The 13,553-nt window shown below is 73.9% G+C and carries 12 protein-coding genes and 1 pseudogene; 8 read left to right on the plus strand and 5 right to left on the minus strand.

Annotation, left to right across the window (positions count from 1 at the left end; genetic code table 11):
* A pseudogene (locus tag ACFYO9_RS30565) lies at positions 1 to 87 on the minus strand (IS5/IS1182 family transposase); the annotation flags it as partial.
* Between the two features lie 345 nt (positions 88 to 432).
* Here ACFYO9_RS30565 and ACFYO9_RS30570 point away from each other — a divergent pair.
* Positions 433 to 1,335, plus strand: a complete 903-nt coding sequence (locus ACFYO9_RS30570) for an acyltransferase domain-containing protein (protein ID WP_358779416.1) — start codon at positions 433 to 435, stop codon at positions 1,333 to 1,335.
* 57 nt (positions 1,336 to 1,392) lie between these two features.
* The gene (locus ACFYO9_RS30575) at positions 1,393 to 2,097 is read left to right on the plus strand and encodes a class I SAM-dependent methyltransferase (RefSeq protein ID WP_358779415.1); all 705 of its coding nucleotides are present in this window, start codon (positions 1,393 to 1,395) and stop codon (positions 2,095 to 2,097) included.
* 8 nt (positions 2,098 to 2,105) lie between these two features.
* Here ACFYO9_RS30575 and ACFYO9_RS30580 read toward each other — a convergent pair whose 3' ends face one another.
* Positions 2,106 to 2,642: an RNA-binding S4 domain-containing protein gene (locus tag ACFYO9_RS30580; protein ID WP_388666732.1), complete on the minus strand. Its 537-nt coding sequence runs from the start codon at positions 2,640 to 2,642 to the stop codon at positions 2,106 to 2,108.
* Between the two features lie 436 nt (positions 2,643 to 3,078).
* Between ACFYO9_RS30580 and ACFYO9_RS30585 the strand changes: the two genes are divergently transcribed.
* The 6 genes from ACFYO9_RS30585 (at position 3,079) to ACFYO9_RS30610 (ending at position 10,392) form a co-directional block, all read left to right on the plus strand.
* The gene (locus ACFYO9_RS30585) at positions 3,079 to 4,464 is read left to right on the plus strand and encodes a M20/M25/M40 family metallo-hydrolase (protein WP_358777600.1); all 1,386 of its coding nucleotides are present in this window, start codon (positions 3,079 to 3,081) and stop codon (positions 4,462 to 4,464) included.
* Entirely contained in the window at positions 4,461 to 6,002 is a 1,542-nt protein-coding gene (locus ACFYO9_RS30590) for a Na+/H+ antiporter NhaC family protein (RefSeq protein WP_355817781.1), read from the plus strand. Before ACFYO9_RS30585 ends, ACFYO9_RS30590 begins: the two co-directional genes overlap by 4 nt.
* A 76-nt stretch (positions 6,003 to 6,078) precedes the next feature.
* Positions 6,079 to 6,801 carry a uracil-DNA glycosylase gene (locus tag ACFYO9_RS30595; RefSeq protein ID WP_355817784.1) on the plus strand — a complete coding sequence of 241 codons (723 nt, stop codon included), beginning with the start codon at positions 6,079 to 6,081 and terminating at the stop codon, positions 6,799 to 6,801.
* A 33-nt stretch (positions 6,802 to 6,834) separates the two neighbouring features.
* Entirely contained in the window at positions 6,835 to 8,025 is a 1,191-nt protein-coding gene (locus ACFYO9_RS30600; RefSeq protein ID WP_358710832.1) for an MFS transporter, read from the plus strand.
* Between the two features lie 25 nt (positions 8,026 to 8,050).
* On the plus strand, positions 8,051 to 9,016 hold the full coding sequence (pip, locus tag ACFYO9_RS30605; RefSeq protein WP_358777601.1) for a prolyl aminopeptidase: 966 nt from the start codon (positions 8,051 to 8,053) through the stop codon (positions 9,014 to 9,016).
* A 308-nt stretch (positions 9,017 to 9,324) separates the two neighbouring features.
* Positions 9,325 to 10,392: a glycoside hydrolase family 6 protein gene (locus ACFYO9_RS30610; RefSeq protein WP_388666735.1), complete on the plus strand. Its 1,068-nt coding sequence runs from the start codon at positions 9,325 to 9,327 to the stop codon at positions 10,390 to 10,392.
* A 23-nt stretch (positions 10,393 to 10,415) separates the two neighbouring features.
* On the opposite strand, the gene ACFYO9_RS30615 is transcribed toward ACFYO9_RS30610, so the two are convergent.
* The 3 genes from ACFYO9_RS30615 to ACFYO9_RS30625 all read right to left on the minus strand — a co-directional run bounded on the left by ACFYO9_RS30615 (position 10,416) and on the right by ACFYO9_RS30625 (position 13,553).
* Positions 10,416 to 10,727: a RidA family protein gene (locus ACFYO9_RS30615; protein WP_358777602.1), complete on the minus strand. Its 312-nt coding sequence runs from the start codon at positions 10,725 to 10,727 to the stop codon at positions 10,416 to 10,418.
* A gap of 259 nt (positions 10,728 to 10,986) precedes the next feature.
* Positions 10,987 to 12,108 carry a hypothetical protein gene (locus ACFYO9_RS30620; RefSeq protein WP_358777603.1) on the minus strand — a complete coding sequence of 374 codons (1,122 nt, stop codon included), beginning with the start codon at positions 12,106 to 12,108 and terminating at the stop codon, positions 10,987 to 10,989.
* Complete coding sequence (locus ACFYO9_RS30625) at positions 12,105 to 13,553, minus strand: MFS transporter (RefSeq protein ID WP_358777604.1); 1,449 nt, start codon at positions 13,551 to 13,553, stop codon at positions 12,105 to 12,107. Before ACFYO9_RS30625 ends, ACFYO9_RS30620 begins: the two co-directional genes overlap by 4 nt.

Raw genomic sequence — 13,553 nt, forward strand, 5'->3', positions numbered from 1 at the left:
CTCGAAACGCCAGGCGGACAACACCGGCTCGATCAACGCCCAGCGGGCATCGGACAGATCACTCGGATACGCGCGACGGTCGGTCATGACCTGGGCATACCGCCGCTCGGGGGTGTGCGCCCAGGCGTGCGTATCGCCCCGCGGGAGCACGGCACAGATCCGGGCGTCCTGGAATGAGACAGGCGTAAGTCGGCTCTCACCCCAGAGGTCACACCATCCGCCTCGTCAACCACGAGCCGCACTACAGACTCACCAGCATCAGATCATCATCGGGCGCATACCTACAGATAACACCGCAGCACAGAGGAAAACGACCTCTAAGAGCCTGTCTTCGAAGAGGGTGGAAACGTGCTGGAAGAGCTGCTGGACGACGAGAAGCTCGCCGCCTGGCTGGCGGAGCTGGAGGGCGCGGGGGAGCCCCGGGCCGCCGCGGTGCTGCCGGACGCCGACGAGCTGCCCGAGGTGCTCCTCGACCTCGCCGTGCCGCACGAGGACATCAACGCCCTCGTGGCGCTGCGCGGCCGGCTCCGGGCGGACCCGGAGGCGCGGTGGCTGCTCGACCGCTGCGTCGACGCCGTCGTGCGCGACATGGGGACGGTCGGCGGCGGCGGCCGCGCCCCCGTGCTGCCCGAGGCGTGGGGCGAGCTCGGGCGCTGCTTCTTCGTGTTCGTGTACGTCGCGGCCCTGCCGTACGCCCGCGCGTACCACCGCGACCGCGGCATCCCGGCGGACGTCTCGCGCCGCACCCTCGCCGACCTCGGGCGGCACATGGCGGTGCACCGCAGGGCGCGCGGCAGCCGTGGTCTGCTCGTGCCCGGGTGGCCCGGCCTGCACTTCCGGGGCGAGCTCTACCAGCTGGGGCGGCTGCAGTTCCAGCGGGCCGTCCTGGGGCGGCGCATGGGCGGCGCGACGGCTGCCGCCGGGCATCGGGCTGGGCCGGGCGACCCGTGCCTGAACCTCCACATCACCGATTTCCGGGGGCCGTTGACGCCGGAGGCCTGTGATCGGTCGCTCTCCCTGGCCCGCGCGTTCTTCGCGCGCCACTTCCCCGACGAACGATATGAGACAGCCGTCTGCCATTCCTGGCTGCTCGACCCGCAGGTGCGGGACCACCTGCCCGCGGAGTCGAACATCGTCCGCTTCCAGGAGCGATTCCGCCTCGCCGACGGCTATCCCCGGGAGCCGGAGGACGGCGACCCCGTCACCTTCGTCTTCGGCGACCGGGACCTGCCCGTATCCGAACTGCCCCGGCGGACCCGGCTGGAGAGGGCCGTGGGCGACCATCTGCGGGCGGGCGGCCACTGGTACGGCGGGCATGGCTGGTTCCCGCTGTAGCGGGCGGAGGCGTGCGGGAGCCGGGAACGGGGCCGTGGCGCGCTTCGTTGGCCGGGCATGAGTCTGAAGATGCGTGCGGGATACGAGGGGACGGGGCCCGGTGCGATCACGCCGGACGGCTGCGCGGTCGAGCTGTACGCGCGCCTGTCGGTCGGGGACGAGCCCGACGTCATCGAGGGGGCGGTGCCGGCCGGGGCACATCTCCTCGAACTCGGCTGCGGCGCGGGCCGGGTGACCCGCCCGCTCCTGGAGCGCGGCTTCCGGGTCACCGCGGTGGACGAGTCCCCGGAGATGCTGGAGAAGGTCGCCGCCCTTGACGGCGGGGTGCGGACGGTGCGGAGCCCCATCGAGCGGCTCGACCTGGACGAGAAGTTCTCCGTGGTGATGCTCGCGTCGTTCCTCGTGCACACCGGAGACACGGCGGTGCGGCGCGGCATGCTGCGGGCCTGCCGCAAGCACGTCACGGACGGCGGTTGCGTGCTGATCCAGCGCGAGGGCGCGGACTACCACACGAACCTGCCGAGGGAGCGCGTCGACCCGGGCGGCTACACGGTCCGGATCGTCTCGGCGACGCCGGTCGGCGACGGGGTCAACGAGGTGCGCGCGGAGTACGTGTTCCCGGACGCCGTATGGACCCAGACGTTCCGCGCCCGCCCGCTCACCCGGGAGGAGTTCGAGGACGCCCTGGCGGAGGCCGGCCTGAAGGTCGACACGTACCTGACGGACGACGGGACATGGGTGCGGGCCGTGCCGGTGCGGTAGCCGTCAGGTCAGCGCGCCCGCCCGAGCGGCGGCTCGCCCTCCGCTCCTCGCAGGCGTTCCATCTCGCGGCGGTCGCGCTTCGTCGGACGCCCGGTGCCCCGGTCGCGGATGCCCGCGGGGGCGACCGCCTCACGCGGCGGCGGAGGCGGTGAGTTGTCGACGTAGCACTCGACCGCGACGGGCGCGCCGACGCGCTTGCGGATGAGGCGCTTGACCACGAGGACCCGCTCCCGGCCGCCCGCCTGCCGCAGCCGCACCTCGTCGCCCACGTGCACGCCGTGGGCGGGCTTGACGCGCTCGCCGTTGACCCGGACGTGGCCGCCCTTGCACGCGGCGGCACCCGCCGAGCGGGTCTTGGTCAGCCGGACCGACCAGATCCAGCTGTCGACCCGCACCGAACCCCCGCCGCCGGCCGCGCCGCCCCCCGCCGCGCCCCCGCCCGCCGCGGCGACCGCCGTACCGCCGCCCGCGCCGCCCGCGTCGACCGCGCCGGCCGCGTCCGCCGTCGTACCGCCCGTCACATCGACGCCCGTACCGCCTGCCACTTCGCCCCCCGTACCGCCTGCCACTTCGCCCCCCGTACCGCCTGCCACTTCGCCCCCCGTACCGCCGCCCGCGCGGCCCGTTCCGCCGCTCCCTGAAGTCTCCGAAGCCATACGTCGACCTTAGGGCCTGTCCGGCGGATCCTGTCGCGGGCGCGGGGCCTGCCACGCCGACCTGCGGCGTTGTCGTCGGTTGCCAACGCTCCGCGTTGTCGCCCTCCTCCGCCTTGCATCTCGACGCGCCAGACCCCGCTCACCGGCACGAAGACGCGCGGGCCCCCCGGATGCGACCTGATCCGCCGGACAGGCCCTGGTCCGGGTTCGGAGCGGCACCCCCGTCTCCCGGCGAGCCGTCCGGAATCCGCCAACCCTGGGCGCCGATAATGCGGACCGATCACGACAAACCGGCATGACCCGCGACTCCCAGGAGTGCCTGCCCATGACGTCTTTCGAAGCCACCGTCGACGGTCTGATGGGCGGACTCCGCGCCGACCTGGAACGGCTCGCCGCGATCCCCTCGATCGCCTTCCCCGGCTTCCCCGCCGGGCCGGTGGAGGAGGCCCACGACCTGGTGGCCGGGCTGCTGCGGGAGGCCGGGGTGCCGCACGTCGAGCGGCTCGACCTGGCGGACACCGCCCCGGTGGTCTACGGGGAGATCCTGCCACCGTCCCCGGACGCGCCGACCGTCCTGCTCTACGGCCACTACGACGTACAGCCGCCGGGCGACACCGCCCTGTGGCGGTCCCCGCCCTTCGAGCCGACACCCGTCGACGCGGCGGAGAGCGGCCTGCGCGCCCGCGGCATCGCGGACGACAAGTCCAACGTCATCGCGCACCTGGGGATGGTGCGGGCCTACGAAGGGCGGCCGCCGGTCGGCGTCAAGATCGTCATCGAGGGGCAGGAGGAGTACGGCAGCGCCTTCGACGACTACCCGCCCACCGACCCCGAACGGTTCGCCTGCGACGCCATGGTCATCGCCGACCTCGGCAACCTCCGCCCCGGCACCCCCACCCTCACCACCGGTCTGCGCGGCGCCGCAGAGGTGACGGTCGAGGTCCGCACGCTCGACGAGCCGCGCCACAGCGGGGAGTTCGGCGGCGCGGCGCCCGACGCGCTGCTCGTCCTCCTGAAGGCGCTGGCCACCCTGCACGACGTGCACGGGGACGTCGCGGTGGAGGGGCTGCGGCGCGAGGAATGGGACGGGACGGCGTACACCGAGGAGGAGTTCCGCTCGCTGGCGGGCGTACGCGAGGGGATGCCGCTCATGGGCAGCGGCAGCCTCGGCGAGCGGCTGTGGAGCGGCCCCGCGATCACCGTCATCGGCCTGGACGCGCCGAGCGTGGAGCACGCGGCGTCCGCCGTGGTGCCGTACGCGCGGGCGAAGTTGAACCTGCGGTTCCATCCGCGCCAGGACCCGCAGGAGGCGCGCGGCCTGCTCGTCGACCATCTGCGTGCGCTCCGGCCCTTCGGGGTTCCGCTGACCGTCACGCCCGGCGACACCGGGCCCGGCTTCGAGGCGACGACCGGCGGCCCCGCCTACCGCGCCGCGCTCGCCGCGCTGCGCGAGGGCTGGGGGCGGGACGCCTCGTTCGTGGCGACCGGCGGGTCCATTCCGCTGGTCAACGGCCTGGCGAAGGCGGCGCCCGGCGCCGAGGTGCTGCTCTTCGGGGCGCAGGACAGCATGTGCAATCTGCACGCCCCGAACGAACGCGTCCTCTTCTCCGAGCTGCGCAACACGGTCGTCGCTCTGTGCGCCTTCGTACGGGAGTACGCCGACGCGTTCGACCCGTCCACCGGCGGACGGACGCAGGGCGGGGCCGCATGAGCACCACGGAGACACCGGTCGGCGGCGATCAGGCCGAAGGTCCGTCCGGCAAGCGCAAGTTCACCTTCCCGAGCGCCCTGACCGTCCTCGCGGTGGTCACCGTCGCCGTCTGGTTGCTCGCCTTCCTCATCCCCTCGGGGCAGTACGACCGCAACGGCTCCGGCGCCCCCGTCCAGGGCACCTATCACCGCGTCGACTCCGGGCAGTCCTTCGTGGACCGCCTGAACGACCTCTTCCTCTCGCCCGTCAACGGCCTCTACGGCATCCAGGACGAGAAGACCTCGATGGTCGCCCCCGACAACGTCGGCTCGCTGTACGGCAGCGCGGGCGTCTTCCTCTTCGTCCTCGCCATCGGCGCCTTCATCACCGTCGTCTTCGCGACCGGCGCGCTCGACCGCGGCATCGGGCGCCTCGCCCACCGGCTGCGCGAGCGCGGCGCGCTGCTCATCGCCGGCGTGATGGTCGTCTTCTCCGTGCTCGGCACGGTCGAGGGGTTCGCCGAGGAGACCCTCGGCTTCTACGGGCTGATCGTGCCGCTGATGCTCGCCCTCGGCTACGACCGCATGACCGCGGTCGGCGCGATCATCCTCGGCGCGGGCGTCGGCGTGCTCTGCTCGACCGTCAACCCCTTCGCGACGGGCGTCGCCTCGTCCGCCGCGGACATCTCGCTCGGCGACGGCATCGTGCTCCGCTTCGCCATGTGGATCGTCCTGACCGGCGTCACCGTCGCGTACGTCATCCGCTACGCCCGCCGGGTGCGGCGCGACCCCGAGCGTTCCCTGTCCGGCTTCCTGCCGGGCGACCGCGACCGGGAGCGGGCCGCCGAGGACGCCGAGGAGGCGCCCGAGCTGACCCGGCTGCACCAGGCGGTCCTGATCGCCACGGCGCTGGTCTTCGCCTTCATGATCTTCTCGGTGGTGCCCTGGTCGAGCGCGCTCACCGGCAAGGCGGACGCGAAGCCGTACGGGTTCGAACTCGGCTGGTCCTTCCCGCAGTTGGCCGCGCTCTTCCTGTGCGCGGCCGTCCTCGTCGGGCTCGTCGCGCGCATGGGGGAGCAGCGGCTGAGCTCGACGATCATCCAGGGCGCCGCCGACTTCGTCTCGCCCGCGCTGGTCATCCTGCTCGCCCGCGGCGTCACCACGATCATGAACAACTCGAAGATCACGGACACCGTGCTGCACTCCATCGAGGGGATCGTGAAGGGAACCTCGTCCGGGCTCTTCGCGGTCATCGTCTTCATCGTGAACCTGCCGCTCGCCTTCCTGATCCCCTCCACCTCCGGCCACGCCACGCTCGCCATGCCGATCCTCGCCCCGCTCGCCGACTTCGCCGGCGTCTCGCGCGCGGTCGTCGTCACGGCCTGGCAGTCGGCCAGCGGCTGGATGAACCTGTGGGTGCCGACGACGGCGGTGACCATCGGCGGTGTCGCGCTCGCCAAGGTCGGCTACGACAAGTACCTGCGGTTCGTGTGGCCCCTGCTCGCGCTCCTGTTCCTGCTCATCTGTGGGTTCGTGGCGGTGGGCGCGGCGCTGACCTGAGCGGCGGGGCGCCCTGGCGAGCGTGGGGTGCGGGGCGCCCGACTCCACGTACCTGACCGTACGTACGGTGGAGGGCATGGACGGCCTGAGCGAACTGGACGAGCGGATCACCGGCTGCCGCGCCTGCCCCCGCCTCGTCAGCTGGCGGGAGGAGGTCGCGCGCACCAAGCGCGCGGCCTTCGAGGACTGGGACTACTGGGGCCGCCCGGTGCCCGGCTTCGGTCCTGCCGACGCCTCCCTGCTGCTCGTCGGCCTCGCGCCCGCCGCGCACGGCGCCAACCGCACCGGCCGGATGTTCACCGGCGACAAGTCGGGCGACTTCCTCTACCCGGCGCTGTACGACGTCGGCCTCGCCTCCCGCCCCACCACCGAGAGCGCCGACGACGGCCTCACCCTGTACGGCACCCGCATCACCTCGCCCGTGCACTGCGCGCCGCCCGCCAACAAGCCGACCGTCGAGGAGCGCGACACCTGCCGCCCCTGGCTGGTGAGCGAGCTGGAGCTGCTCGCCCCGACGCTCAAGGCGGTCGTCGTCCTCGGCGGCTTCGGCTGGCAGGCCGCGCTTCCCGCGTTCGCTGCGGCCGGCTGGCAGGTGCCGAGGCCCCGGCCCGCGTTCGGGCACGGGGCGCACGTGGTGCTGCCGGGCGGACCCGCCGGTGCGGGCCTGGACCTCTTCGGCTGCTTCCACGTCAGCCAGCGCAACACGTTCACCGGACGGCTCACGCCCGCCATGCTGCGCGACGTCCTGCGCACGGCGGCCCTGGAGGCGGGGCTGCACCCGAACGGCCCAGCACAGTGAGCCGCGCCGGGCGGCGCTTCCTAGCGTGAGGTCGTGGACCAGACTCTCGCAGCCAAGCCCTCCGCCGCCGCCTACCGCAATCTGGCCGTGGCGACGATCGGCTTCACGCTCACCTTCTGGGCCTGGGACCTGGTCGCGCCGCTCGGCAGCGACTTCAAGGACCGGCTCGGGCTCAGCTCCTTCGAGCAGTCGCTGCTCGTCGCCGTGCCGGTGATCGTCGGCTCGCTCGGCCGGGTCCCGGTCGGCGCGCTCACCGACCGCTACGGCGCGCGGCTGATGTTCCCGCTGATCTCGGCGCTCACCATCGTCCCGGTGCTGCTGATCATCCCGGCCAGGAACAGCTACCTCGCGATGCTCGGCGTCGGCTTCCTGCTGGGCCTCGGCGGGACGACGTTCGCCATCGGCATCCCGCTGGTCAACTCCTGGTTCCCGCCCGCCCGCAGGGGCTTCGCGCTCGGCGTCTTCGGCATGGGCATGGGCGGCGTGGCGCTCTCCGGCTACTTCACGCCCCGTATCGCCAAGCACGGCGTGGACCTGCCGTTCATCGTCGTCGCCTGCGCGCTCGCCGCGTTCGCGCTGCTCGCGATGTTCCTCATCACCGACCGCCCCGACCGGCCGGTGCCCACCAGCTCCCTGGGCAACCGGCTCGGGCAGGCCGGGCGGCTCCGCGTCACCTGGGAGCTGTCCGCCCTGTACGCGATCGGCTTCGGCGGGATCGTCGCCTTCGGCGTGTACCTGCCCACCTACCTGAAGACCTGGTACGACCTCTCGCCGACCGACGCCGGGACCAAGGCGGCCGGCTTCGCGCTGGTCACGGTCGTCTTCCGGCCCGTCGGCGGCTGGCTCTCGGACCGGATCCACCCGGCCACGGTCACCACCATCGCCCTCGCGGTGGTCGCGCTCTTCGCCGTCGTGCAGGCCTTCGACCCGACGCTGAACCCGACCGGCACGATCTGCTTCCTGGCCATGGCGGCGGGCCTCGGCACCGCGAGCGGCAGCGTCTTCGCCCTCGTCTCCCAGGTCACCCCGCAGCCGCAGGTCGGCTCCGTCACCGGCATCGTCGGCGCGGTGGGCGGTCTCGGCGGCTTCGTGCCGCCGCTGGTCATGGGCGCGATCTACAGCGCGAAGGACTCGTACTCGATCGGCTTCATGCTGCTCTCGGACCTGGCGCTCGCGGGGTGCGTGTACGCGTACGGGCGGATGCGCAACGCGAAGGCGGAGTAGTCCGCGGCCCGGTTAGGGTGCCGCGATGGGCCTCTATCCGGACATCGAACCGTACGACCACGGCATGCTCGACGTCGGCGACGGCAACCGCGTGTACTGGGAGGTCTGCGGCAACCCGCACGGCAGGCCCGCCGTCGTCCTGCACGGCGGGCCGGGATCGGGCTGCACGCCCTTCTTCCGCCGGTACTTCGACCCCGACGCGTACCGGATCGTCCTGCTCGACCAGCGCGGCGCCGGCCGGTCCACGCCGCCCGCGAGCGACCCGGCGACCGACATGGGCGTCAACACGCCCGCGCACCTGATCGCCGACCTGGAGCTGCTCCGGCGCCATCTGGGCATCGAGCGGTGGCTGGTGTGGGGCGTCTCGTTCGGCTCCGTCCTGGGCCTGCGGTACGCGCAGACGCACCCGGACCGGGTCTCGGAACTGGTCCTCACGGGCGTCGCCACGGGCAGCCGCGCCGAGGTGAACCTCCTGACGCGCGGCCTGGGGAGGATCTTCCCCGAGGCGTGGCGCGCCTTCCGCGACCACGTGCCGGACGGCGAGCGGGACGGGGACCTCGCCGCGGCCTACCACCGGCTCCTGGAGGCGCCGGACGCGGAGGTCAGGGCGCGGGCGGCACGGGCCTGGACGGACTGGGAGACGGCATGCGTGCCGGCTCCGCCGCGGTCCGTCGAACGGTACGAGGACGCGGACTTCCGGGCCGGCTTCGCCCGTACGGTCACGCACTACTTCGCCCACGACCACTGGCTGGGCGGCGACGAGGTGGTCCTGCGGGACGCGGCTCCCCTGCGCGGGATTCCGGGGGTGATGGTGCAGGGGAGCCTGGACTTCGGCAACCTGCTGGGCATCGTGTGGCGGCTCCACGGGGCGTGGCCCGACAGCGAACTGGTCCTCGTCGACGAGGCGGGGCACGACGCGGGGGCGGGCGGGATCGCGCAGGAGCTGGTGCGGGCGACGGACGGGTTCCGCGGGGGCTCCTTGGGCGGATGAGGGTCGACCGTCCGCTCGGTCGTCCGGGGCTCGGTCGGTCACCGGCTTCGCCGAGTTCGTCCTCAAGCGCCGGACGGGCTGGATGGTTGCGCCCGGGCTGGATGGTTGACCCCGGGCTGGATCGCCTCGCCCGGGCTGATCTTCCGTGTCGGCCCCCGCCAGGGTCACGCCGCCGTCGGAGTGATTCTCGTGGGGGAACCTCCGCGTCCCGGCCGGGCACGGGCCCCCGTCGGGGTGCGGCGACCGCACACTCCGGGGAAGCGCCGGACACCACCGGCGCCGTCACACCGAACCACTGGAGCCGCCCGGTGTCTCCGCAGCCCTTCCGCCGCCTCCGCCCGCACCCCTCGCCCCGCACGCCCCGACGCCGCGCGCTCACCCGCGCCGTGCTCGCCGCCTCCCTCGCGCTGGGCGCGCTGACCGCGGCGGTGGCCGGCGGGCCCGCGGGCGCCGCCACCCGCACCGACTCGGACGTGCCCCCGGACCCCTCGACCACCGCGGGCCCAACCTTCTGGGTCGACCCGTTCAGCGCCGCGGCCAAGCAGGTCGCGTCGTGGAAGCGGGAGGGACGCTCCGGCGACGCCCGTCTCATCGAGCGCATCGCCGGGCGGCCGCAGGCGGTCTGGCTGGCCGGGAGTGGATCCGCCGTCGACGTGCGCACCCACGTCGAGGCGGCCGCGAAGGCGGGACGCACCCCGGTCTTCGTCGCCTACTTCGTCCCGCACCGGGACTGCGGCTCGTACTCGTCGGGCGGCGCCCGCGACGCCGCCGACTACCGCAGGTGGGTCGACGGGGTCGCCGCGGCGATCGGTACGCGCAGCGCGTACGTGATCGTCGAACCGGACGCCGTCCCACATCTCGTGGCGGGCTGCCCGGGCGCTGCCGCCACCGAACGGCACGCGCTGCTCGCCTACGCCGTCGACCGCCTCAAGCGCCAGCCGCACGCGAAGGTGTACCTCGACGCGGGGAACGCCGGCTGGGTCCCCGACGAGCGGCGCCTGGTCGAGCCGCTGCGCCGCGCTGGGATCGCCCGGGCCGACGGCTTCGCGCTCAACGTCTCCAACTACGAGACGAACAAGGTGAGTTCGGACTACGGCCACCGGCTCGTCAAGGCCCTCGGCGGCGGCAAGCACTTCGTCATCGACAGCAGCCGCAACGGCAACGGGCCCTACAAGGGCGGCGACGAGGCCTGGTGCAACCCGCCCGGCCGCGCCCTCGGCACGCCGCCGACCTCCCGGACCGGCGACCCCTCGCTCGACGCCTACCTGTGGGTCAAGCGTCCCGGCGAGTCCGACGGCACGTGCCGGGGCGGACCGAAGGCCGGCCAGTGGTGGCCGGAGTACGCCCTGGACCTGGCGCGCCGGACCCGCGCCTAGAGGTCAGGGGCCTGGCCGGCGGATCAGGGCTGCACGACCGCGGTGGCGGTGATCTCGACGAGCTGACCGGGGTAGCCGAGACAGGCCGTGCCGAGCAGTGTCGAGGTGTGCGGGCCCGCGGACAGTTCGGAGGCGCGCACGACCTGCCACGCGGCGCCGAGCGTGGCGGGCTCGTCGGCGACGACGTACACGGTGCTGGCCACCACCTGCGAGAGCGTGCTGCCCACCGCGCGCAGCGCCTCGTCGAGGTTGGCGATGACCTGCTCGGTCTGCCGGACGACGTCCCCCTCACCGACGAGCTGCCCGTCGGGGTCGAGCGGCACGGACCCGGCCATGAAGGCGAGCCGCGTACCGGCCTCGACGACGGCGGCGTGGGCGTAGCCGGGGGGGCGGGAAAAGGCCGCTGACGGTGGTGCGTTGGGGCGTGGGTGTGGGTGCGGGTGCGGGTGCGGGCGTGGGCGTGGGCGTGCGGTGGTCGGGTGAGGTCATACCGTGATCGTGCGGGACCGCCTCCGCGTACGCACGCGCATTTCCATCGGCCCGCCCGCGGCCCGCCCGCGATGACGGTCCGGGGTGGTCCGGCGCGCCGGTGGATCAGCGCACCGCCGCCGGTGAACTCCCGCCCCGTACACGCAACATGGGACTTCCCGAGCCGTCGGCTGGGGCCGTCCAGATGTCCTGTTTACGGCCGTCCTCGCCCGGCAGGGCGTACGCGAGGGTGGCGTCGTCCAGCCAGGCCGCCTGGTCGTCGACGCCGCGCCGCTCGGCGAGGGGGCGTTCGCGCATCGTCCGCAGGTCGAGGACGTACAGCCGCCAGGGGTCCCGCGTCCCCTCCCGTACCCGCTTCTTGAAGGCGATGCGGGTGTTGTCGGGGGAGAGCGAGGGGCATTCGACGTTCGTGCGCAGGGCCGTCGCCGCCCACTTCCGCATGTCGCCGCGGACGAGATACGTCCTGCCCTTGGTCGACACGGTCGCGTAGAAGCGGTTGTCGTCCGCTGCGAACGTCACGCCCCAGTAGTTGACGTCGGGGGCGTGGTAGCGGTGGCCGTCGAGGGTGAGGGGGATCTCCTCCATGTTCTTGATCAGGTAACCGGTGCGGGTGTCGAGGAGGGACGTGCGGGTCGAGAAGGACGAGCCCGCGTAGGAGTCGCCGGTGGCGAACATCGTCCAGGACAGCATCCGCCCCGACGCCGAGACGCGCGCCCGGTCGGGGATCCCGGTGAGCGCGATGCGGCGCTTCTCGCGGAGGTCGCGGTCGAGGACGACGGCGTACGCCTTGGGCGGGATGCCGGGGCGCCGCTGCAGGCACAGGCCGGTGCCGACGGCGGCGTAGAAGCGTTGGCAGGAGGGGCCGCCGGTGGTGCGGGCGGCTGCCTTGCCGGGCTGTCCGGCGGGGCTGTCGCCTTTGCTCCGGTAGGTCATGGCGGCCACCGGGAGTCGGGCGACCCGGCCCGCGCCGGCCTCCGTGCTGCGGAAGTAGAGGTGGCCCCGGTCGAGGCCGAACTCCGATGCCGCGTCGGCCGGTTGGGCGCGCTGCGCCGCGTGCAAGGTGTACGAGACGGCGACGCCCGCGAGGACGACGGCGGCCACGGTGACGGCGACGACGCGGGAGCGGAGGGGGTGGTGGGGGCGGAGGGGGCCCGGAGCCGAGCCGGTGTCGGTGCCGGCGTCGGAGGACATGGGGGCCGTGGCGTCGGCGTCGGAGGGCGAGGTCATGGGCGTCCTTCGGAAGGCGGGCGAAGGAGGAGGGCCGCCCCGGCGAGCGCCGCGGTGAGCGCGAGGGCCGCGCAGGTCAGCGCCGGACGTACGCCCCACAGCGTCCAGGCGGCGCCGAACCCGGCGGCCGCGACCAGCCGGGCAAGGGCCTGACCGGTCTGCAGGACGGCCATGCCGCTCGCCCGCCGCTCCTGGGCGACCACGGGGGCGACGAGGGCCATCAGGACACCGTCGGTGGCGGCGTAGAAGACGCCGACCAGCAGCAGGACGCCGGCGAGCAGCGGTCGGTCGCCCGCGGGCGAGAGCAGCAGGAGGTAGCCGCCGAGCAGCGCCACGTGCCCCGCGAGGAACGGCACGCGCCGCCCCGTGCGGTCGGCGAGCCGCCCCGCCGGGACCGCGAGCAGCAGATAGACGGCGGCGGAACCCAGCGGCAGCAGCGGGAACCACGCGACCGCGAAGTCGAGCCGCCGCTGGAGCAGGAGATAGACGAACGAGTCGCCGATGGTGGCCGCGCCGAGCAGGGCGGCGGCGATCAGGACGCGCCGGAAGGCGGGGACGCGCAGGAGCCCGAAAACGCCGGGAGCCCGGCCGACGGGACCTCCGGGACCTCCGGGACCCCCAGGGCCCCCGGGACCTCCGGGACCCCCAGGGCCCCCGGGACCTCCGGGACCCCCAGGGCCCCCGGGACCTCCAGGACCCCCAGGGCCCCCGGGACCTCCGGGACCCCCAGGGCCCCCGGGACCCTCAAGACCCTCAGATCGCTCCGACCTCCCCGGCGTCCCCGCACGCCCCCGCACCCCCGCCTCCCCCGGCACGAACGCGACCAGCATCAGCACCCCGAGCAGGCCGAAGCAGAAGCTGACCACGAACACCGCGTCGTACGCGTCCGCGGTGGCCCAGAGCAGCGAGAACGCGGCGAGCGGCCCGAGCAGCGCGCCCGTCGTGTCCATCGCGCGGTGCACACCGAACGCGCGGCCCAGCGCGTCGGGCGGACTGCTCAGCGAGATGAGCGCGTCGCGCGGCGCGGTGCGCACGCCCTTGCCGATGCGGTCGGCGGCGAGCGCCGCGCCGATCCCCGCGGTGGCGCCGCCGGCGAGCGGCAGCCCGAGCCGGGAGAGGGCGGAGAGTGCGTAGCCGCCGCCGGCGACCAACTTGTGCCGCCCGCGGCGGTCGGCGGCGTACCCGCCGGCCAGCCGCACCAGGGCGGTGACCCCGTTGTAGAGCCCGTCGAGGAAGCCGAACTGCAGCGGCGACAGGCCGAGTTGGAGGACGAAGTAGAGCGGAAGGACGGCGGTGACCATCTCGGAGGAGATGTCCGTGACCAGGCTGACCGCGCCCAGCGCGAGGACGGGCCCCGCGACGCGGCCGCGCCCGGCCCCGGAACGCTCCGGGGTCGTGGCGGCCGCGTCGCCCTTGGTGGCCGCGCCGGTGGAAGCGAGGTACAT

It is taken from the genome of Streptomyces sp. NPDC005863, assembly GCF_042871345.1.
GTDB lineage: Bacteria > Actinomycetota > Actinomycetes > Streptomycetales > Streptomycetaceae > Streptomyces.